General features: G+C 64.1%; 19 protein-coding genes. 14 read left to right on the top strand and 5 right to left on the bottom strand.

The window, feature by feature from the left end; translation table 11 throughout:
* Positions 1 to 14 precede the first annotated feature (14 nt).
* Positions 15 to 968, bottom strand: coding sequence for a LysR substrate-binding domain-containing protein (locus F759_RS0100965; RefSeq protein WP_027798195.1), 954 nt, complete (start codon positions 966 to 968; stop codon positions 15 to 17).
* Between the two features lie 157 nt (positions 969 to 1,125).
* On the opposite strand from F759_RS0100965, the gene F759_RS0100960 reads away from it, so the two are divergent.
* The 12 genes from F759_RS0100960 (at position 1,126) to F759_RS0100905 (ending at position 12,682) form a co-directional block, all read left to right on the top strand.
* Entirely contained in the window at positions 1,126 to 2,193 is a 1,068-nt protein-coding gene (locus tag F759_RS0100960; RefSeq protein ID WP_027798194.1) for an ABC transporter substrate-binding protein, read from the top strand.
* A gap of 57 nt (positions 2,194 to 2,250) precedes the next feature.
* Complete coding sequence (locus F759_RS0100955; RefSeq protein WP_027798193.1) at positions 2,251 to 3,330, top strand: ABC transporter ATP-binding protein; 1,080 nt, start codon at positions 2,251 to 2,253, stop codon at positions 3,328 to 3,330.
* Entirely contained in the window at positions 3,317 to 4,189 is an 873-nt protein-coding gene (locus F759_RS0100950; protein ID WP_027798192.1) for an ABC transporter permease, read from the top strand. The genes F759_RS0100955 and F759_RS0100950 overlap by 14 nt, the downstream gene beginning before the upstream one ends.
* A 16-nt stretch (positions 4,190 to 4,205) precedes the next feature.
* Positions 4,206 to 5,003, top strand: a complete 798-nt coding sequence (locus F759_RS0100945) for an ABC transporter permease (protein ID WP_027798191.1) — start codon at positions 4,206 to 4,208, stop codon at positions 5,001 to 5,003.
* Complete coding sequence (locus F759_RS0100940) at positions 5,000 to 6,148, top strand: NAD(P)/FAD-dependent oxidoreductase (RefSeq protein WP_027798190.1); 1,149 nt, start codon at positions 5,000 to 5,002, stop codon at positions 6,146 to 6,148. Before F759_RS0100945 ends, F759_RS0100940 begins: the two co-directional genes overlap by 4 nt.
* Positions 6,149 to 6,155: 7 nt before the next feature.
* Positions 6,156 to 6,551, top strand: a complete 396-nt coding sequence (locus tag F759_RS0100935) for a (2Fe-2S)-binding protein (protein WP_027798189.1) — start codon at positions 6,156 to 6,158, stop codon at positions 6,549 to 6,551.
* Positions 6,541 to 7,947: an FAD/NAD(P)-dependent oxidoreductase gene (locus F759_RS0100930; protein WP_027798188.1), complete on the top strand. Its 1,407-nt coding sequence runs from the start codon at positions 6,541 to 6,543 to the stop codon at positions 7,945 to 7,947. The genes F759_RS0100935 and F759_RS0100930 overlap by 11 nt, the downstream gene beginning before the upstream one ends.
* Positions 7,940 to 9,112: an NAD(P)/FAD-dependent oxidoreductase gene (locus F759_RS0100925; RefSeq protein WP_027798187.1), complete on the top strand. Its 1,173-nt coding sequence runs from the start codon at positions 7,940 to 7,942 to the stop codon at positions 9,110 to 9,112. Before F759_RS0100930 ends, F759_RS0100925 begins: the two co-directional genes overlap by 8 nt.
* Positions 9,113 to 9,194: 82 nt before the next feature.
* Positions 9,195 to 9,548: a RidA family protein gene (locus F759_RS0100920; protein WP_027798186.1), complete on the top strand. Its 354-nt coding sequence runs from the start codon at positions 9,195 to 9,197 to the stop codon at positions 9,546 to 9,548.
* Between the two features lie 192 nt (positions 9,549 to 9,740).
* Complete coding sequence (locus F759_RS0100915) at positions 9,741 to 10,622, top strand: RNA polymerase sigma-70 factor (RefSeq protein ID WP_027798185.1); 882 nt, start codon at positions 9,741 to 9,743, stop codon at positions 10,620 to 10,622.
* Positions 10,623 to 10,755: 133 nt separating this feature from the next.
* Positions 10,756 to 11,766, top strand: a complete 1,011-nt coding sequence (locus F759_RS0100910; protein WP_027798184.1) for a LysR family transcriptional regulator — start codon at positions 10,756 to 10,758, stop codon at positions 11,764 to 11,766.
* Between the two features lie 160 nt (positions 11,767 to 11,926).
* Positions 11,927 to 12,682: an SDR family oxidoreductase gene (locus F759_RS0100905; protein WP_027798183.1), complete on the top strand. Its 756-nt coding sequence runs from the start codon at positions 11,927 to 11,929 to the stop codon at positions 12,680 to 12,682.
* A gap of 170 nt (positions 12,683 to 12,852) precedes the next feature.
* Here the strand turns inward: F759_RS0100905 and F759_RS0100900 are convergent, their stop codons facing one another.
* Positions 12,853 to 14,031 (bottom strand): GGDEF domain-containing protein, encoded by a 1,179-nt coding sequence (locus F759_RS0100900; RefSeq protein WP_027798182.1) that lies wholly within the window; start codon positions 14,029 to 14,031, stop codon positions 12,853 to 12,855.
* 452 nt (positions 14,032 to 14,483) lie between these two features.
* On the opposite strand from F759_RS0100900, the gene F759_RS37000 reads away from it, so the two are divergent.
* A complete protein-coding gene (locus F759_RS37000; RefSeq protein ID WP_027798181.1) occupies positions 14,484 to 15,686 on the top strand; it encodes a hypothetical protein in 1,203 nt (400 codons plus the stop codon).
* 172 nt (positions 15,687 to 15,858) lie between these two features.
* On the opposite strand, the gene F759_RS0100890 is transcribed toward F759_RS37000, so the two are convergent.
* From F759_RS0100890 to mhpT, 3 genes are read right to left on the bottom strand one after another with little or no spacing between them, the layout of a single operon-like run.
* Positions 15,859 to 17,565 carry a tannase/feruloyl esterase family alpha/beta hydrolase gene (locus F759_RS0100890; RefSeq protein WP_027798180.1) on the bottom strand — a complete coding sequence of 569 codons (1,707 nt, stop codon included), beginning with the start codon at positions 17,563 to 17,565 and terminating at the stop codon, positions 15,859 to 15,861.
* 10 nt (positions 17,566 to 17,575) lie between these two features.
* Entirely contained in the window at positions 17,576 to 18,718 is a 1,143-nt protein-coding gene (locus tag F759_RS0100885) for a porin (RefSeq protein ID WP_027798179.1), read from the bottom strand.
* Positions 18,719 to 18,775: 57 nt separating this feature from the next.
* Positions 18,776 to 20,017 carry a 3-(3-hydroxy-phenyl)propionate transporter MhpT gene (gene mhpT / locus F759_RS0100880; RefSeq protein ID WP_027798178.1) on the bottom strand — a complete coding sequence of 414 codons (1,242 nt, stop codon included), beginning with the start codon at positions 20,015 to 20,017 and terminating at the stop codon, positions 18,776 to 18,778.
* Between the two features lie 427 nt (positions 20,018 to 20,444).
* On the opposite strand from mhpT, the gene F759_RS0100875 reads away from it, so the two are divergent.
* A complete protein-coding gene (locus F759_RS0100875; RefSeq protein WP_027798177.1) occupies positions 20,445 to 21,281 on the top strand; it encodes a p-hydroxycinnamoyl CoA hydratase/lyase in 837 nt (278 codons plus the stop codon).
* The last annotated feature ends 15 nt before the right edge of the window (positions 21,282 to 21,296 follow it).

Genomic DNA, 21,296 nt, shown 5'->3' with positions numbered 1-21,296 from the left:
GAAAGCGAATCTCCTTAAGCCCCCACTCGCGGCTTCGCCCGCCCGCGAGCCGCGCCACTGCGCGCCGGCGGCACGACTTCCGCCAGCAGTTCATCATGCAACCCGCGCAAGACTTCCACGAACGCCAACGCGAGCCGCTCACGCGGCCTATGCGGCGGAAACAGCAGATAGGTCTGAAAGCGCGTCGCCGGCACGAACGGACGAATCGCGATATCCGGGCCCGCATAGTCGCGCGCGACGATAGGATGCGCGAGCGTCACGCCCATGCCGTGACGAACCATCTCGCAGCACATCGCGGTGTACTGAGCCTCAATTGCCAGCACACGCTGCACGCCCGCACGCTGAAACACTTCGTCCATTAACGCGCGGGTGCCGTCGCCGTGACACAGCGAAATAAACGACTCGCCCTCCAGATCTTCGGGCTTGATGCTGCGCTTTGCCGCGAGCCGATGCGCGGCCGGCATCACGCAAACCGCAGCCACGTCAGATAGCTGTTCGACCTCGCAATCGGACGCCTCGCTCACGTACACCGCTACGCCGAGGTCGCAAAACTGCGAGGCCGTCCAATGATTGACCGTAGCCGACGTATTCACGTGAAGCGACACGGTCACATCAGGGAACCGCTCGACGAAGCGCTTGATCGCATGCGGCACCAGCGTCATGCCCGCCGAAGGCATGGCCGCGATGCGCAAACGCCCGCTGCCGAGGTTGCGAATCTGCGCGGCCGCATTCGCCAGCCCCTGCAAGCCGACGAAAGCTCGATCGACTTCGCGAAAGAACGCCTCGCCCTCGCTCGTCGGAATCAGCCGCACGCCGCTGCGCTGAAAAAGTTGCAGGCCCGTATCGCGCTCCAGCTGCGCGATCAGCCGGCTCACGTTCGGCTGCGACGTGAAAAGCGCCTTGGCCGCGGCGGTCATCGACCCCGACACCATCACCGCGCGAAACGCCTCGATGTGCTTGAGATTCATGCGTGTTTTCCCCAGGCGAATGCCTTTGAATCCATATCATCCATGCATGGATAGGTATTTTATTCGTATTGGACGACATGACCAGCCGGCGCGACACTGCTTTTCACCGACGGGCCGGGAAGCCCGCCCCCACACACCGGAACTGGAGATCGTCGTCATGAAAAGAGCGTTGCATCGCCGCCTACCCGCCCCGTCCCGTACCGCCATCGCGACCCTCTCCCTCGCTTTGAGCCTTGCCGCTCCGCTCGTCGCGCAGGCCGAGACGACGCTCTATGTCGCCAACGTCGGCGGTTCCAACGAGCAGGTCTACCGGCAGAAAATCATTCCGCCGTTCGAGAAGGCGCACAACGTCAAGATCGTCTACGTCGCGGGAAATTCAAGCGATACGCTTGCCAAGCTCCAGGCGCAGAAAGGCCACCAGCAGATCAACGTCGCGGTGATGGACGATGGCCCCATGTATCAGGCGATGCAACTCAATCTATGCGCAAAGCTCGACGACGCGCCCGTGATGAAGGACGTCTACCCGCTCGCGAAGCTCGGCCCGACCTCGATTGGCGTCGGCATGGTGGCGACCGGCATCGGCTACAACGAAGAGGCGTTCAAAAAGGCGGGCCTGCCGCCGCCCGATTCGTGGAAGTCGCTTACCGACAGCCGCATCAAGGGCAAGCTCGGGGTGCCGCCGATCACCAACACGTATGGCCTGCATACGCTCGTGATGCTCGCACGTCTGTCCGGCGGCGGCGAGAAGAACATCGATCCGGGCTTTGCCGCGATGACGAAACAGGTCGCGCCGAACGTGCTGTCCTGGGCACCGACGCCCGGCGAGATGGACGGCCAGATGCAATCCGGCGACGTGATTCTCGCGCCGTATGGCAGCGGTCGCGCGGTCGCGTTGCAGAACACCGGCTTTCCGCTCAAGTTCGTCTACCCGAAGGAAGGTGCGGTTGCGTTGCAGGTAGCGGCATGCGTGGTCGCCGAAAATGCGCAGCCGCAGTTGTCGCAGCAGTTCGTGCAGTACCTGTTGACCCCGGAAGTGCAGGTATTGCAGGCGCAAGGCATCGGTCTCGGCCCGGTCAACAAGACGGTGAAGCTGACGCCCGAAGTCGCCGCACGCGTGCCGTACGGCCCCGACCAGATCTCGAAGCTGACCGCGATGGACTGGGCGACGATCAACCAGCATCGCACGGAATGGACGGAGCGCTGGAACCGTTCAGTCGAGCGCTGATGCGCGGCACCGGCAAGTTCCCCGCGCGGCGCGCGATCTGATGAAGGAGCGAGGCGTATGGCCTTTCTGACTTTGCAAGGCATCTCCAAACGCTACGGCGATTTCACGGCGATCGAACACATCGATCTGGACGTCGAACGCGGTGAACTGCTTGCGCTGCTGGGTCCGTCCGGCTGCGGCAAGACCACGACGCTGCAAATGGTCGCGGGCTTCGTCGCGCCGACCACGGGCCGCATTCTGCTCGATGGCCGCGACATTACCAACGAGCGCCCCGAAAAGCGCGGCATCGGCGTCGTGTTTCAAAGCTACGCGCTGTTTCCGCACATGACGGTGGCGGGCAACGTCGGCTTCGGGCTGGAGATGCGCAAGGTCAGGCGCAAGGAGCGCGAAGAGCGGGTTGCCGAAGCGCTGTCTCTCGTGCGCCTGAAGGGCCTAGGGCATCGCTATCCGAAGGAGCTGTCGGGCGGCCAGCGGCAGCGCGTGGCGATTGCGCGCGCCATCGCGATGGAGCCCGAACTGCTGCTGCTCGACGAGCCGATGTCCAACCTCGACGCCAAGCTGCGCGAAGAGATGCACATCGAACTGCGCGCGATCCAGAAGCGCCTCGGCATCACGACGATTCTGGTCACGCACGATCAGGTCGAGGCGATGACCATGAGCGATCGGATCGCGGTCATGCATCGCGGCGTCATTGCGCAACTGAGCACGCCGTATGACGCCTACGAGCGTCCCGCCACGCCGTTCGCATCGACGTTCCTCGGCCGCACCAATGCGTTCTCCGGCGAAGTGTTGCGCCGCAATCCGCGTTGCGCCGAGGTCGACGTCGCGGGCACGACACTGCACGTCCCGCACGAAGGCCGGCATGTCGACGGCGCGGTGCATGTCTATATCCGCCCGGAAAAGGTTCATCTTGCGAACGGCGATGCGCGTTTGCGCGGCCGCATCGCGACGCGTGTGTTCGTCGGCAATCAATGGCTGCTCGAAGTGGACACCGAACTCGGCAAGCTGCGTGTCGCGCAGCCGAACCACGGCGCGCCGCCGCCCGACGAAGGCGACGAAGTCGGCCTCGCATGGACCGACGACGACCTGCGCGTGCTCACGCAAGACGGTCAGGAGGGCGCACATGGCCACGCTTGACGACGACCGCCCAGGCGCCGCGCCGTGGTTGCTATCGGGGCCTGCGCTGCTGCTTTTCGTCGGCCTGTTGCTGGTGCCGCTGCTGCTCACGCTGATGCTGTCATTCCGCGTGTTCAGCGATACGGCGGGCGTCACTTCTGCCTATACGCTCACGAACTACTGGGAAGTGGTCAGCGACCCGTATTACGGCACGATCTTCCTGCGTACTGCCGGCCTCGCGTTCGCCGTCACGCTGCTGTCCATCGTGCTCGGCGTGCCGGAAACCATCGTGCTCGCGCGGATGAAGCGTCCGTGGCAGTCGCTGTGCCTGCTGGTCGTGCTTGGGCCGCTGCTCATTTCCGTCGTGGTGCGCACGCTCGGCTGGCAGATTCTGCTCGGCAACAACGGTGTGCTGAACAACGTGCTTCAGTCGCTGCATATCACGGATGAGCCGATCCGCCTCGTGTTCACGATGACCGGCGTGATCATTGCGCTGACCCATGTGCTGGTGCCCTTCATGGTGATGTCGGTCTGGGCGACCATGCAGAAGCTCGACCCGCAAGTGGAATGGGCCGGGCGCTCGCTCGGGGGCTCGCCGTTCGCGGTGTTTCGCCGTGTCGTGCTGCCGCAGATCATGCCGGGCGTCCTGTCGGGCTCGATCATCGTGTTCGCGTTGTCGGCCTCGGCGTTCGCCACGCCCGCGCTGATCGGCGGGCGGCGCCTGAAGGTCGTCGCCACGGCCGCCTACGACGAGTTCCTCGGCACGCTCAACTGGCCGCTTGGCGCGAGTATCGCCGTACTGCTGCTGATCGCCAACGTCGCGATCGTGACGGGCTGCAGCCGTCTAGCCGAACGCCGCTTCCGGCACATCTTCGATTGAGCGAAGGAGAGCGATCATGAAACAGAACGGCATGGCTGGCCTCGTCTATAACGCGTTTTTCCTGAGCTTCATTCTTGCGCCGCTCGTGGTCGTAATGCTCGTGGCATTCACCGACAAGGGCTTTATCTCGATGCCTTTCGATGGCGCGTCGCTGCGCTGGTTCCGCGCGATCATCGAGAACGGCGACATCGTCTCGGCGTTCTGGCTGTCGGTGCGGCTCGCGTTCGCCGCGGCGACCATCGGCGTGCTGCTCGCGGTGCCCGCCGCGCTCGCCATCGCGCGCTATCGCTTTCCGGGCCGCGCCGCGCTCACGAGCTTCTTCCTCTCGCCGATGATGATTCCCGCCGTCGTGCTCGGCATCGCGTTTCTGCGCTTTCTGTCGCTGCTGCACCTGTCCGGCTCGTTCTGGTCGCTGGTGTGCGCGCACGTCGTCATCGTGTTGCCGTATGCGCTGCGGCTCGCCTTGTCGTCGGCCGTGGGCCTCGATCGCGATGCGCAACGCGCAGCGCTCTCCTGCGGCGCGAGCCGTTTCACCGCGTTTCGCCGCGTGGTCCTGCCGATGATCCGCACCGGCGTGGCGGGCGGCTGGGTGCTCTCGTTCATCCAGAGTTTCGACGAACTGACGATGACCATCTTCGTCGCCACGCCCGGCACCACTACGCTGCCCGTCGCCATGTACAACCAGATCGCGCAGACGATCGATCCGCTGGTCGCTTCGGTGTCGGCGGTGCTGATCGTCGGCACAGTCGTGCTGATGGTTTTGCTCGACCGCATGGTCGGACTCGACCGCATTCTGATCGGAGAAGCCCGATGACATTGACAAGCACCGCAAGGCCCGATGCGCTCGCGGACGTGATAGTCGTAGGCGGCGGCCTCGTGGGTTCCGCCGTGGCCTACGGACTCGCCCGCGAAGGCGCGCGAGTGACCGTGCTCGATGAGGACGACGGCGGCTTTCGCGCGTCGCGCGGCAACTTCGGCCTCGTCTGGATTCAGGGCAAGGGCTATGGCCTGTCTCCGTATGCACGCTGGTCCCGCAGCTCGGCCACGCGCTGGCCGCAACTCGCGCAGACGTTGCTGCAGGAGAGCGGCATCGACGTGGCGTTGAAACAGCCGGGCGGCTTTCACTTCTGCTTCAACGACGACGAACTCGCCGAACGCGACAAGCGCCTCTCTACCCTGCAAGCCGAACTGGGCGATTACCCGTATCGGATGCTCGATGCCGCCGATGTCCGCGCGCACATTCCGCAAGTCGGCCGGGCGGTGATCGGTGCGAGTTATACGCCGATGGACGGTCACGTCAATCCGCTCAAGCTGCTGCGCGCGCTGCATACCGCGATGCAGGCGCGCGGCGTGCGGCTAGTGTCGGACGAACGGGCGCAACGCATCGAAGCGCAAGGGCGCGGCTTCGTCGTGCACGGGAAACGCGGAACCTATCGCGCTTCAAAGGTCGTACTCGCCGCGGGCCTCGGCAATCGCGCGCTTGCGCCCTTCGTCGGGCTTAACGCGCCGGTCGCACCGAATCGCGGCCAGGTGCTGGTGAGCGAGCGCGTGGCGCCGTTTCTCGACTATCCGACGCTCAACGTGCGCCAGACCGACGAGGGCAGCGTGCAGTTCGGCGATTCAATGGAAGAAGTCGGCTTCAACGATTTCACGACCACGCAGGTCCTTGCCGACATCGCCCGGCGCGGCGTGCGTGCATTTCCGATGCTGCAACACGTGCGGCTCGTGCGTATGTGGGCCGCCTTGCGCGTCTACAGTCCCGACGGCTTTCCGATCTACGACCAGTCCGAGGCTCACCCTGGCGCGTTTGTCGTCACCTGCCATAGCGGCGTGACGCTCGCGGCCGCGCATGCGCTGCGTGTCGCGCCGTGGATCATGGGCGCGCCGATGCCCGACGAACTGCCCACCTTCTCCGCGCGACGCTTCGAGCACGCGAGCGAACTGACATCCGCCCATTGAATTCGACATGACTACTCAATCGACTCAGACGCCAACTCAGACGCCAACTCATACCCTTTTCAAGCCGCTGGCCGGCGCCCAAGGGGCGGCCGGCGCGAACGTCGCGATCTGGTTCAACGATCAGCCGCTGACCGTGCCCGATGCCCGCTCCGTCGCAGCGGCGCTGCTTGCGGCGGGCGTCTCGCGTTTTCGCGCGACGCCGGTTTCCGGCGCGCCGCGCGCACCGTTCTGCATGATGGGCGCATGCTTCGAATGCCTTGTCGAAATCGACGGCGTGCCGAGCCGCCAGGCCTGCATGGTCGAGGTCAAGGCGGGCATGCGAATCCGCTCGCAGGAAGGCGCGCGCGACCTGCCGCCCGCGAACTTGACCGACGCACCGATGGAGAACGCACATGGCCGCTGATTTCGCTCCCGAAACGGTCGACGTCGTCGTAATCGGTGCCGGTCCCGCGGGCATGAGCGCGGCGACGCGCGCGGCGCGCGCCGGCCTGAAGACCGTGTTGATCGACGAACAGGACGCCGTGGGCGGCCAGATTTATCGCAGCATCGGCCGCGCCGATGCGCGCCGCAAGGAGATTCTAGGACCCGACTACGCGGCGGGAGCGGCCATCGCCGATGCGTTCGCCGCCTCGGGCGCGCGCCATCTGACGAATGCAACGGTGTGGCAGGTCACACGCGAGCGCGGCGTCAATTATCTGAGGGACAGCAAGATCGGCAGCTTCGACGCGCAATGCGTGATCCTGGCGAGCGGCGCGCTGGAGCGGCCCTTTCCGATTCCCGGCTGGACGCTGCCTGGGGTGCTGACCGCAGGCGCGGCGCAGATCCTGCTGAAGAGTGCGGGCGAAGTGCCCGCCGCGCCGCCGGTGCTCGCCGGCTGCGGACCGCTGCTGTATCTGCTCGGCTGGCAGTACGTGCGCGCCGGCGTGCCGATCCGCGCGCTGGTCGACACCACGCGCCACGAGGACCGCTGGCGCGCGAAGCGTCACATGCTGGCTGCGCTGCGCGCGTGGCCGTTCCTGAGCAAAGGCTTGCAACTGATCCGCACGCTGCGCAATGCGGGCGTGCCGATTTTCGAGGCAGCCGACGATCTGCGCGTCGAAGCGCGCATCGGCACCGATCATGTGGAGCGCGCCGCCGCGCTTCATTTCACGACCCAGGGCACCGCGCATCGTCTCGAAGCGGATGTGATCCTGCTGCATCAGGGCGTGGTGCCGAACACGCAATTCACGCAGGCGCTGCGCGCGTCGCACCGCTGGGACAACAGCCAACTGTGCTTCACCCCGACCCTCGACGCCTGGGGCGAGCTGGACGTGCCCGGCATTTTTGTCGCGGGCGATGGCGCGGGCATCGGCGGCGCACAGGCAGCGGCCTTGCAGGGCACGCTCGCCGGGCTCGCCGTGGCCGCGCAACTCGGCGCGATCACCGCTGCCTCGCGCGATGCCGAAGCCGTCGAGCATCGCCGCGCGCTGGCGGGCGTCATGCGTATCCGGCCGTTTCTCGACAGCCTTTACCGCCCGCGCGACATCAACCGCATTCCGCGCGACGAGACCATCGTATGCCGTTGCGAGGAAGTGACCGCGGGCGAATTGCGCAAGTTCGTCGAGCTTGGCTGCGTCGGACCGAATCAGGCAAAGTCGTTCGGACGCTGCGGCATGGGTCCGTGTCAGGGCCGCATGTGCGGTCTGACGGTGACGGAAGTGATCGCCGACGCGCGCCGCGTCTCGCCCGCCGAAGTCGGCTACTACCGCATCCGTCCGCCGATCAAGCCGCTCACGCTCGGAGAACTCGCCGGTGAATGACACGACCGACATCCGCGAAGCCGATGTCCTCGTGGTCGGCGGCGGGCTGCATGGCACGAGCAGCGCGCTTCATCTCGCGCGGCGCGGCGCGAAGGTGATCGTGCTCGAGGCCGATTATGTCGCGCGTCATTCGTCGGGCGTGAACGCGGGCGGCGTGCGCACACTGGGCCGTCCATTGCCCGAGATTCCGCTTGCGCTGATGTCGCGTGAAATCTGGCACGGCATGACCGATCTGCTCGGCGAGGATGGCGGCTTCGTGCCTTCCGGTCAGCTGAAGATCGCCGAAACCGATGACGAACTCCAAGCATGCCGCGAGCGCGTCGCGCTGCTCGAATCGCATGGATTCACGCATGAGCAAGTGATCGACCGCGAAAGCGTGCTCGAACTCGAACCCGCGCTCGCGCGGCATGTGACGGGCGGCATCTGGGTCGAGCGCGACGGTTACGCGCTGCCCTATCGAACTACCACTGCGTTCCGGCTCGCGGCGCAGCGGCTTGGCGCGCATTTTCTGGAAGGCACGGCCGTGCGCCACATCGAACAGCGCGGCACGCGCTGGTTCGCCACCACGCCGCGCGGCACCTTCAGCGCGAACCAGTTGCTCGTCACCGCGGGCGCGTGGTCCGGCGAACTGGCCAGGCAGGTGGGCGAACCTGTGCCCGTGCATCCCGAAGGTCTGATGCTGATGGTCACGCATCGCGTCGCGCCCTTCTGTCGTGCGACGCTCGGTGCAACGGGCCGGCCGCTGTCCTTCAAGCAGTTCGACAACGGCACGGTGGTGATCGGCGGAAAGCTGATCGGCCTCGCGGATCTGACGAACCGTCACGGCGAAGTCGATTTCGCTCGCCTCGTGCGCAGCGCGCGCACCGTGACCGATCTGTTTCCTCATCTGCGCGATCTCGGCGTGAACCGCGCGTGGGCCGGCGTCGAAGCGTTCACCGAAGACGAACTGCCGGTGATTTCCGCGAGCCGCAAGGCGTCGAATCTGTATTACTCGTTCGGCTATTGCGGCAGCGGTTTTCAGCTCGGACCCGGATGCGGCAAGCTCGTGTCCGAACTGATGCTCGACGGCACGCCGTCCATTTCGCTCGATGCGTTCGCGATCGACCGCTTCGAGCGCAAGGTGGCGTCTTCTCCTACGTGCGCTGCGCATCTCGCGACGCACTAAGCCGTTTCTGTTTTTCTGCTCTGTCGCGCCTTTGGATGAAAGCGCGCGGCGGCTTCGTTCGACCTCAACCTGAGACATTGTCATGACCGATATCGTCCGCATCGAAACCAGTCAACGTATGAGCCGCGTCGTCAAGGCTGCCGGCCTCGTATTCATCGGCGGCCAGACTTCCGCCGATCACACGCCCGACGTGAAAGTCCAGACCGCGAAAGTGCTGGAGAAAATCGACGGCTTTCTGGAGAAAGCCGGCATCGACAAGACAAGGCTCGTTTCCGCGCAGGTGTGGCTCGCGGATATCGCGCACGACTTCGCCGGCATGAACGAAGTATGGGACGCGTGGGTTCCGCAAGGCTGCGCGCCCACGCGCGCGACGGTACAAGCGCAGCTTGCCGCGCCGGAGTTGCTGGTGGAGATCGCCGTGGTGGCGCTCGGCTGAACGGGCGACGTCTCGTCACGCGGCGCGTGGGTGCGGCTGCCGCATCGGGCACGCGCCGATACGCGCCCCGGTCCTCCCGGGGTCTCCCGGCATTTCAGCTTGCTGCTCGCACTGCAACCTGTCCGTGGCAATATGCGGTTGCCGGCCCGCTCGTCGAGCGAGGCGTGTATCAACGCAACGGAATGTCAGTTCATGGACGAGGACGCGCGCGCCTTCAACGGGCTCCGCCCGCGCTTGCAGAAAATCGCTTATCGGATGCTCGGGTCGGTAGCGGAAGCCGAGGATATCGTGCAGGACGTCTGGCTGCGCTGGCACACGGCGGCCCGCGAAAGCATCGACAACGCGGAAGCGTGGCTCGTCGCGGTCACGACACGCGTGTGCATCGACCGTTTGCGCACCGCCAAAACACAGCGCGAACACTATACGGGCACCTGGCTGCCCGAACCGCAGATCACCGGCTGGCACGCAACCCCGGAAGAAGCGGTCGAACGCAGCGACGATGTTTCCGTCGCGTTCCTGATGTTGCTCGAACGGCTGACACCGGAAGCGCGTGCTGCATTCCTGTTACGCGAAGTGTTCGATGCCGATTACGACGAAGTCGCCCATGCGATCGGCAAGACCGAGGCGGCCTGCCGCCAGCTCGTGAGTCGTGCTAAAGCGCAACTGCGCGACGAGCGGCCACGTTATGCCGTGCCGCAGGAGACGCATCATCGCCTGCTGCGGATGTTCGCGCAGGCCGTCGAGCGCGGCGACTTCGCTGCGATCAACGCCTTGCTTGCGGAAGACGCCATGCTGATCGGCGACGGCGGCGGCAAAGTGCCGAGCGTGCCCAAGCCGATGATCGGCGGCCGCAGGATCGCTCAACTGTTCTACGCCGGATCGCGGCGTTACGGCAGTGAAGTCAGCGTCAGGCTCGCGGTGCTCAACGGGCAGTGGGCGCTGCTGCGCTTTATCGAAGGCAGACTCGAATCGGCACAATCGGTCGAGACGGATAACGAACGTATTGTCCGTATCCTCGTGCAGCGTAATCCCGACAAGCTCGCGCGCATTGCCGCGGCATACGCGAACGGCTGACCCTGCATGCGACGCACCGCGGCGCCTGTGCATGCGCCAGCGCCTGCGCCCGCGCCGCAAAAACCGCAGGCAACGTCACAAATGGCGGTACTGATACGTCTAGCCGGTTTTGGACTCCACGACTCGCGCCCGCATGTCAGATTACCGTTCGAATCGCCCTGTCACCGGCAGTCATGACCCGTTCTCCAGCAGCTTCGCGACTACGTATGCCGGCGTCGTTTCATTTCTGGCCGTCGCCAATGAAGGCAGCTTCGCCCGCGCGGGCGACCGTCTCGGCATCGGCCGCTCGTCGGTTAGCCGCAATGTGCAGAAGCTCGAGGCGCAACTCGAAGTGCGCCTGTTCCTGCGCACCACGCGCAGCACGTCGCTCACGCGCGAGGGCGAACTTTTCTACGAGAGCTGCCAGCCAGGCATCGAGCAAATCGTGGCGGCACTCGACGGCATGCGCGAGCTGCGCAGCGGGCCGCCGCGCGGGCATTTGCGCATTGCGTCGACGTCCGGCTTCGGCCGCAGGATCGTCGCGCCGCTGCTGCGCGGCTTTCACTCGCGCTATCCCGACATCACGCTCGAATTGCTGCTGAACGACCGTCCCGCCGACTTCACCGCCGACCGCGTCGACGTATCGTTTCGCGACGGGCGCATGGAAGACAGCGGGATCGTCGCGCGGCAGCTCATTGCGATGCAGATGATCGTCTGCGCGTCGCCCGCCTATGCGCGCCTTCACGGTTTGCCGCGCCACGTCGTCGAGCTTGCGGATCATCGCTGCATCAACCTGCGCACCGCCTCGGGTCGCGTCAGGGGCTGGCAGTTCAAGGTGGACGGCCGCCCACAGCGGCATCAGCCCGCCGCGCAGCACACGTTCAACGACCCCGATCTGATCCTGCAGGCGGTGCTCGACGGTCTTGGCATCGCACAGTTGCCGGGCTACCAGGTGCGCGACCTGCTCGGCGAGGGGCGTTTGCTGAGTTGTCTCGCGCAGCATGCTCCCGACGATGAAGGTCACTACATCTGCTATCTGAGCCGCCAGCACCTTCCCGCCCGCATCCGCGTGTTCGTCGACTATATGACCGAGCAAACGCGAGCGATGAATCCGCAATGCGTGACCGTGGTGACGGCGGCGCCGGCTTTATCGGCCATCGAGTGAACTGTGCGTTCGTCGGATAAATGCACGCCGCGGCCGGATTGCGATTGATGCAGCAAAGACAACACCGCGAGTCCGCGCATGTGCCTACCGCGACACGTGGCGTCCGCCTACCATGAGTTGATGCGGCGTCCTGCCGCTAACGACATAAGGAGTGTGGATCATGAAGATCGTTGTTATCGGCGGCACCGGCCTGATCGGCTCGAAGACCGTCACGATTCTGCGCGGCGCCGGTCACGACGTGCTGGCTGCGTCGCCCAGATGCGGCATCGACACGATCACCGGCGAAGGGCTTCAGGAGGCACTCGCTGGCGCGCAAGTGGTGATCGACCTCGCCAATTCGCCGTCGTTCGAAAACACGGCGGTGCTCGAATTCTTCGAGGCTTCCGGCCGCAACGTTCACGCAGCGGAGGCCGCTGCGGGCGTCGGCCATCATGTCGCGCTCTCTATCGTGGGAACCGACAGGACGCCGGAGAACGGCTACTTCCGCGCCAAGGTCGCACAGGAGAAGCTGATCGAGGCCTCGGGTATCCCGTACACCATCATTCGTTCGACGCAGTTCCTGGAATTCCTCGGCGGCATTGCCGCGTCGAGCGTCGAAGGCAATACGGTCAGGCTTTCGCCGGGACTCTTTCAGCCCATCGCGGCCGACGACGTCGCCGCGATCGTGGCCGATGTCGCGCTTGCTGCGCCGCGCAACGGCATCGTCGAGATCGCGGGTCCGCAACGCGCGCCGTTCGACGAAATCATCGCGCGCTATCTGAAGGCGATCGGCGATCCGCGCGAGGTCGTGCGCGATCCGGAGGCGCGCTATTTCGGCGGCCGCGTCGAGGAGCTTTCGCTAGTGCCATTAGGCGAGGCGCGTTTCGGCCGCATCGGTCTCGACGAATGGCTCGAGCGGTCGCAGGCCGCAGCCTGATTCCGTGTCCGTCGAAACAACAGGTGCTCGATGAAACGCATCGTCTGTCTCTACGCGGCTTCTCGGCACGTTGCCGTTGACGAAGAACCGAGGCGCGAGAGCTAGTGCGCAGGCACGAACGGCACGGTGGCATCGGCTACCTGATGCGCAGGCCGCGACAGTGCGACCCGCTATCTGACGACTTTCAGGCGCGCGCCATTCTGCGCCCCTTCGAGCCGGTTCCCGCCTAACGACTTGGCGTGGTATAGCGCCACGTCGGCTGCGGCTAGCAGTTCGGCAAGCGACTGACCGGCATCTGCCGAATGTGCGAGGCCGACGCTGACCGTCGCCTGGATTTCGGCACCGTCCACCCTGTGCGAGACAGTCTGTGCAAAGCGCCTGACAATAGCTTCGCCCACCTCTTGCGCGCGAAGTTCGTCATGGCGAGGCAATAGCGCAGCGAACTCTTCCCCGCCGATTCGGGCAAGCACGGCCTCGTTCCCCACCACGCTGCGGGCAACTTGCGCGAACGACTTGAGCACTTCGTCGCCGGTCTTGTGACCGTAGCGATCGTTGAGCTTCTTGAAGTGGTCGAGGTCGAGGGCAAGGAGCGAAACAGGTCGGCTTTCGTCAACTTTGCTGATGACGCGCGCCCCTTCCTCGAAGAACCATCTACGATTCCCGAGACGGGTCAGGTAATCGGTCTGCGATTCCTGCAGGAGTTGGCCATGCGTTTCCTCGCGGATCAGCTTGAGCAGGGTCATCGGCAAAACGACCGAATACAGGACGCCCTCGTACATCGTGATTGCGCCGGCGCTCGACAGCAGGCCCGTTCCGTACCGCGCAGCAAGCCACGGCAAAACAAGTGCCCGAGCGGCATAAAAGAGTGCGTGGATGCCCGTCACCGCCACGGCGATACGCCGCGACTGGAAGGCTTTGAAGTCATCGCTTCGAAGCAGTTCGCGGGACGTCATGCCACTCGCCACCGCGATCGGGAGCGCGCTCACGTACGCCCACACGGCGCTCTCCCACCGCGCGCCGGCCACTGCCCACGTCAGCGCCATGACAAGGAGCAGCCCGAGCGAAGCGGTCCGGTATCGTCGGCCGCTTAGCAACGCGACACCGTGCAGGACCAACAGGTAACCGGTCAGAATGACCAGGTTGCTCAGCGCGGAGCCCCACGCCCCGGGCAGACCGTGACGAAACACCGCCGCCGCGCAGCCGGTCGCGAGCGTCGCGTATGCCGCTGCCAGTGCTCTCAACTCCTTGCTTCGCCTGGGATGACTTTGGTGCTCCCAAAGCGTCATGCCGGAACTGGCGAAAAGCGTTCCGATTATAAGAAGGTAAAGCGTGAGGAGATCGACATGCATCGCTGACGGAAGGGTTCGACGCCAGCAGGGTGCGGCGACAGCGGCATTTTACTTGTATCGGAACGATCTGCCGCTTTAACCGATGCATACGTCCGTTGTTCGACATATGCGGACCGTTCAATGCGCGGTGACCGCGCCCACGAAGCATTCGGCGAAGTGCGGTTGAAGCCGGGGCGCATGTCAACCCGGATCGCATTCACGCCGCCGCCGACACCCCTAAATGCGACATAAATAGTCGCAAAAGGTTGTGATTCATCGGGTTCGTTTCTCGATCGCATCTGCTACCCTGAATCTGCCGATTTCGTGCGGGCTTGCGCGCATGCGCCGGCTGCGCCGCGGCATTCCGCTGCGGCCGGTCCCAGCAGCGAAACCACGCACGCCGCGAAGTCAGCGCGATGTCTGCTTCTACGCATTTCTACGTATCCATCTTCAACCACGGCATGGAGTACGCGATGTTGGAACGGCTGGGCTCACGATTCGTCGCCATTGGCGTCTTCCTGATCCTCGCGGGTTGCGGCGGCGGAGGCGGCGGCGGCGCCACGAATGCCGGCGCCAACGGCGCGGCGGCACCGGCGCCGGCATCCGGCGCGTCGGACACGAGCACGACGACACCAACCCTGGCCGCCGCAACTCCCGTAATAGACGGCACGACGCTTGGCGACGCGAACTGGCCGACGGGTTCCACGTCCTCAGGCGGACTCGGGCAGCCCGTGAGCGGGCTGAACTGCGCGTTGCGCAGCACCGCCTATACGTACACGCATCTATCGATCTATCAGAATGGCCGCCTGCTCGCGGTGCCAGCCAACATCGGCACGGTTGGCCCGACTCTCGCCGCGCAGACCGGTTGCGCCTATCCGCTGCATACCGTCGATGCGAGCGGCAAGATCCGTATGGATACGACCACGGGTGCGTCGTACACGCTCGGCCAGTTTTTCCAGATCTGGGGCGAAACCCTCGGCACGTCGAACGTCGCCGGCGTGAGCGGATCGCCCGTTACCATCTACGTGAACGATGGCGGCGCGCTTTCGCAATACAAAGGCGATCCCGCGAGTCTCGTGCTTCCGCCGCATGGCGAGGTCACCATCATGATCGGCACGCCGTTGACCCAGATTCCGACCTACGCATGGACCGATCCGCCGCCCTTCGACCCCAAGCCGATCACTCTCACATACGGAGGCCTGGTGGGCACCGCGTACTGGCCGAACGGCAATACATCGACGGGCGGCACCGGTGCTGCGGTCGACGGCTTGATCTGTGCCGCCGGAATGAGCGAGCTGTACCACGTGCACGCGCATCTCGCGATCATCAAGGACGGCCAATGGCTCGCGCTGCCGGCGAACGTGGGCATTCTTTCGCAGTGCAATTATGAAATGCATACGCACGACCAGACCGGCATCATCCATATCGAAACGCCGAACGTGAAGACGTTCACGCTAGGCCAGTTCTTCGACATCTGGGGTCAGCCGCTGTCCAGCACGAATGTCGCGGGCATTAGCGGAAACGTGGTGGCGTATATCAACGACAACGGCGATTCGCGTCGCTACATGGGCGACCTGCGCAACATCGAACTGACCTCGCTGCGCGACATCACCTTGCAGATCGGCACGCCGCCGATAAGCACGCTTGCGACGTACTCGTGGTATGAGCCGCAGTGATTGAAAAGACGGCGGCATGTGCGGCGGGTAAGGGCTAGCGGCGGGGGCAAGACCACTAACACCACGCATGAGACGGGCTTGTAGCATCAAGCCGCTACGAGCCCGCCACTGCATGTATTCGCCGAACCGGCGCGTGTTCCGAAGACGCATGCCGGGAGAGCTCACGCGAGCATCAACTACACGAAAAACTCGCAGCCGAATTCACGTCGCCGCCCTTGTAACGCGCGACCTTCGGATACGGACACAGCGGCCGCGTGCGGCCCGCGCCCCAGTCGGCAGGCACTTCGCTGTTCGGAATCGCGTTGCTCGCATCGCGTGCGGTGGCGATGACGCTGTCGGGCGCCTTGCCCTGCTCGACCCACGCGATCATCGGCGTGAGCATGTCGAACTGATCGGCAGCGGGACCGCCCGCGCAATGGTTCATTCCCGCCACCGTGTAGAGCCGTGCGAAGCTGCTCGCATCGCCGCCGTTGGCCGTCATCACCCGTTGATACCAGTCTGTCGTATCGTTCGACGAAAACACCGGGTCACTCGTACCGTGATACACCATCAGCTTTGCGCCCCGCTGCTTGAGCGCGTTGAGATTCGTCTCATCAGGCGGCGTCATGAAGGACCACGACGATTCCGTATACGCACCGCTCGTCGCAAAAATTTTCGGCGCATCGGTGTCCATACTGAAGTTCAGCGCATACGACGACAACTGGCTCAGCAATGAAGCGCTTTGCGGCGGCGTCGTGAACGTGAATGCGGCGGCAGCGGGATCGAGCGTAATGGAGTTGCTCTGCTTCCATGCCGCCCAGCCCGCGCCGCTCACGCCCGCGTCGTACGGAAAACTTGCATACAGCGCGGTGCCCGCACTGTTGCGTGCGCCAGAGAATACGTTGCCGATCGCGTCCTTTTGTGCGCTAGTGAGGCACGTGCCATCGCGCACGTTGCCCGAGCAGGTGGGCACATCGGCGGCAAGATTAAAGTTCGCCTGGCATGCCTTAATGCCTTGCACCATGCCGTCGGCTACGCCATCCAGCGCATCGCACTTCGCGATGATCCGCGACGCCACTAGTTGCCGTTCAGCGGCAGTAAAACCGGTCTTGATGTCGGGCAGGCCATTCGCGGTTGTCGCTGTGGCAACCTTTGCCAATTGCTGCGCGCCCCACATTTCGCCGATTGCCGCTTTCGGCAAATGAAAGCCCGGATCGCCCGCGATGATCCCGTCGTACTCCGCCGACGACCTCGCAGCCGCCACCATCGCGTGACGTCCGCCGTTCGAGCAACCCTCGAAATAACTGCGATCCGGCGCCTTGCCGTAGGCGGTGCGGATCACCTGCTTGGCCATCGGCGTGAGTGTTGCCACGGCGTTGTAGCCGTAATCGATACGCGCCTGCGGATCGAGACCGAAGAGCGGAACCTGCGACGACGAGTGTCCCGCGTCGGAACTGATCACGGCGAATCCCATGTTCAGTGCGTCGTTAAGCGGCCCGCCCCCGCCGATTTCGCCGGTTGCGGTCACCACGTTGCCGTCGAGTCCGCCGTTGGCCTGATAAAAGAACCGCCCGTTCCATGCAACGGGCAGACGCATCTCGAAGCCGATCGCGTAGGTCTTTCCGTCGACGGCGCTTACGCGCTGATTCATCTGCCCCCGCACGAGACAATGTTCCGCGATAGGCTTGCCCGCCACTGTCAGCGTTCCGGCGGGTACGTCCTGCACGGAACTGAACGTGGTATTCGCGAAGGTTAACTTGCTCGCCAGCGTCGCGCAGCTTCCCGCAAGCGTCGCGGGTGCCGCCGCGCTCAGGTGGGGCAACGTCAATGTGTTATCGGAAGACCCGCCGCATGCTCCAAGCGTCGCCGACACGCATACCGCAATCACAGATTTTCTCATTCGATGTCTCCTAGAACGCGTGCTTGATACCGACCATCACACCTGTCTGTCCGATGCCGGCCGCAGGCGTGGTGCCGCCACCGCCGCCGCTCACCGAATAGCGCGCCTTCGCACTGTTGGCGAGATAGGCCGCCTGCGCATACACGGACGAGCGCTTGCTCAGCAGATACGTGGTGCGCAGCGTGCCCATCGTCGCGCGCGAATCGTGCGCGCTGTTGACGATGCGGAACACTTCTCCGTCGACGAGAAACGCGGGCGTCACGAAGTACGACGCGCCCACAAAGAAGAGGTCGGAGCGCACATTCGGCACAGCGGGCGAGTCGGTCACCACGCGCCGGCCGAGCCAGCCGGCACCGAGCTTCGCGCCCGCGTACTGCGCATAGGCGCTGACATGCGTTCGAGCGTCCTTGTCGGCGCCATTGCCGAGCGGCGTGGGCGCGACACCGTCGAAGAAGTTGCCCTGCGCATTCGTGCCGCCGCGCTGCTCCTCATATGAAGCGGCAACGCCGAAGTTCGGCGCGTCGTACTTGAGCATCACCGACCAGTCGCGGCATTCGGTCGGGTGGCCCGCCACCGAACCCGCGCATGTGCCCTGCCCCGGCGAATTGCCGGTGCCGGCGGAATCGCGTCCGAACGAATAGCCGGCGCCCAGCGTAAAACCTTTGTACGTGCCCATGTAGGTCACCGAATTGTCGGCGCGCGCATTCGGCACGTACGCGTCGAGCGAACCCATGCCGTAGATGTCCGGTCCGATGATGTCGGCGCCTTGCAGCGCGAGATACGTCATCGTGTATTGCCGGCCGAATGCCACGGTCCCATACGGCCCCTTCAGGCCGACGAATGCCTGCCGTCCGAACAGGCGGCCGCCCTGGCCGGAACTGCCGTCGCGAACGTTAAACCCGCTTTCGAGCGTGAAGACGGCGCTATAGCCGCCGCCGAGATCCTCGACGCCGCGCAGGCCCCAACGCGAAGGCAGCTCGCCCGTTACCGCCGGCATGCGAAACACATGGCCGCCCGCGGCGTTGGCATGCGATACGTATTCGACACCCGTATCGATGATCCCGTACAGCGTGACGCTCGATTGCGCGAGCGCAGTCGTGCTTATCGCGCACAGGGCGCTGGATAGCAAAAGGCGGGTCGTGACTGTTTGCATCGTTGTCGTCTCCAAACGTTGTGTTTGTTTTTCAGGGTTTCTGTTAAGGATGGCTAATCAGTCGTTTGCGCGCGGACGGCGGATCAGCAGCAGAGCCGCCGCCGCGGCAATCAGCGTGACGGGAATACTCGCACCGATCACCGTCGAGGAACTGCGGCCCATCGCCAGCAACTGGCCCGCCGCGAGCGGCCCAACCACCGATCCCACGCGGCCGACCGCGACCGCTGCGCCTACACCGGTGCCGCGCATCGCCGTCGGATAGAACGCAGCGGAGAGCGCATACAGCACCGATTGCCCGCCGATCACAAACATCCCCGCGAAGAACGCCGATACCGTCAGCGCTGCGAAGCCAGGCGCAATCGACAACGCCGCGAGCGACGCGATAATGCCGATGTACATGCCCGACACCACGACGCCTCCACGCAAGCGGTCCATCAACATGCCGATGAAAAGCGCGCCCAGGCCGCCGCCGATGTTGAAGAAAATCTGCACGTAACCCACTTCAGCCCGCGCGAGTCCGCGTGCCGCCATGAGAGACGGCAGCCAGTTCAGCAGGAAGTACAGAACGATCAGCGTGCAGAAGTAGCTGATCCAGATTTGCAGCGTCGAGAGCCCGCGGTTCGCGCCGAACAGCACCTCGCCGATTGGCGCAGGCTTCGCGTTCATATCGTGCGACGCCCGGCGAAACGCCGTGGATTCCGGCAGGAATACAAGCAGCAGCGGCACGAGAACCAGTGGCCCGGCGCCGCCAACATAGAAAATATGACGCCATTCGGTATCGCCCATACTGACGATGCCGACAATAGAGGCAATCACTCCGCCGAAGGGAATGCCGCAATACATCACGCTAACCGCGGTATTGCGCGACTTCGGCGATACCGCTTCGGACGACAGCGCGATCAGGTTCGGCAACGCGCCGCCAAGGCCAATGCCCGTCAACACACGCACGAAAACCAGCATGCCGAAGCTGCTGACGAGCGCGGTCGCAATCGACAGCAGACCGAATACGCATGCAGATAGAATCAGTATCCGCTTGCGGCCGATACGATCCGCGAGCCGTCCGCCCAACATCGCGCCCGGCAAGAGGCCGAAGGTTCCCGCGCTGAACGCGAGCCCCATTTGCGCGACGCTCAGGCCGAATTCACGCGCCATGCGCGGCGCCGCGACGCCTACCGACTGAAGGTCCAGGCCCTCGAGGAGGGCAACGGCAAAACAAAGACTCAACGTCATGACGGCGCCCGTTCGCGCAGTGGATTGCGCTATGCCGTCTGCGGGCAGTGCTGTTCTGGTGGATTTCATGTCTGTCTCCTGTCGGCCGGGGTCAACGCTTTAGCGCGTTGCTCCGGTTCCATGCAAGTTGATTGCTGCTTATTGTTTCGATGGCCGCCGATGCATCGATATCGCTCACTATATATCAGGCTTCCTGACATCATGGATGAACAAAAGCGCGTTCATGCGAACGCGCCAAAGGTCATCGCGATGGAGCATATTAAATATCAGGCGACCTGACAAAACAAGATACGCGTCTTGGGTGAATACCCCAGGTGCATGCGACGCAAGGGTTTTCCCCGATCACGCGGCGATTGTGTTGAAAGCCGCTTGATACTAGACTTGTATCAGGCTACCTGATACGAAACGCGCATCGAAGCGCTGACACAACCGCTATCGGGTGCTCGCACATCACCATAAACATTGATACGCGCACAGGCGCGCTGGAGCTACGAACATGGCAAGTTATGAGGGTCGCTGGACGACGGTCGACGTAAAGGTCCAGGAAGGCATCGCATGGGTGACGTTCAATCGTCCTGAGAAGCGCAACGCGATGAGCCCCACGCTCAACAGCGAAATGGTCCAGGTACTCGAGACGCTCGAACTGGACGCGGACGCGAAGGTACTGGTGCTGACGGGCGCAGGCGACGCATGGACCGCAGGCATGGACCTGAAGGAGTACTTCCGCGAAGTCGACGCCGGCCCGGAAATCCTGCAGGAAAAGATTCGCCGCGATGCGTGCCAATGGCAATGGAAACTGCTGCGCATGTACTCGAAGCCGACCATTGCAATGGTCAACGGCTGGTGTTTCGGCGGCGGCTTCTCGCCGCTCGTTGCATGCGATCTCGCAATCGCGGCCGACGAAGCAGTGTTCGGTCTGTCCGAAATCAACTGGGGCATTCCGCCCGGCAATCTGGTCAGCAAGGCAATGGCCGATACGGTCGGGCATCGTCAGGCGCTGTATTACATCATGACGGGCGACACGTTCGACGGCGCGCAAGCCGCCGCAATGGGCCTCGTCAACAGCAGCGTGCCGCGCGAACGGCTGCGCGCGGAAACAGTCGCGTTGGCCGCGAAGCTGCTCGAAAAGAACCCTGTCGTTCTGCGCGCCGCCAAGCATGGCTTCAAGCGTTCTCGCGAACTGACGTGGGAGCAGAACGAAGATTATCTGTATGCGAAGCTCGACCAGGCGCAATTGCGCGATCCCGAGAAAGGACGAGAAGAAGGATTGCGCCAGTTCCTCGACCAGAAGTCGATCAAACCTGGTCTTCAGGCGTACAAGCGCACCGAATGATCATTGGATGAACAT

The organism is Paraburkholderia dilworthii (assembly GCF_000472525.1).
GTDB classification, from domain to species: Bacteria; Pseudomonadota; Gammaproteobacteria; order Burkholderiales; family Burkholderiaceae; genus Paraburkholderia; species Paraburkholderia dilworthii.
This window is presented reverse-complemented; position numbering and strand designations above follow the sequence as displayed.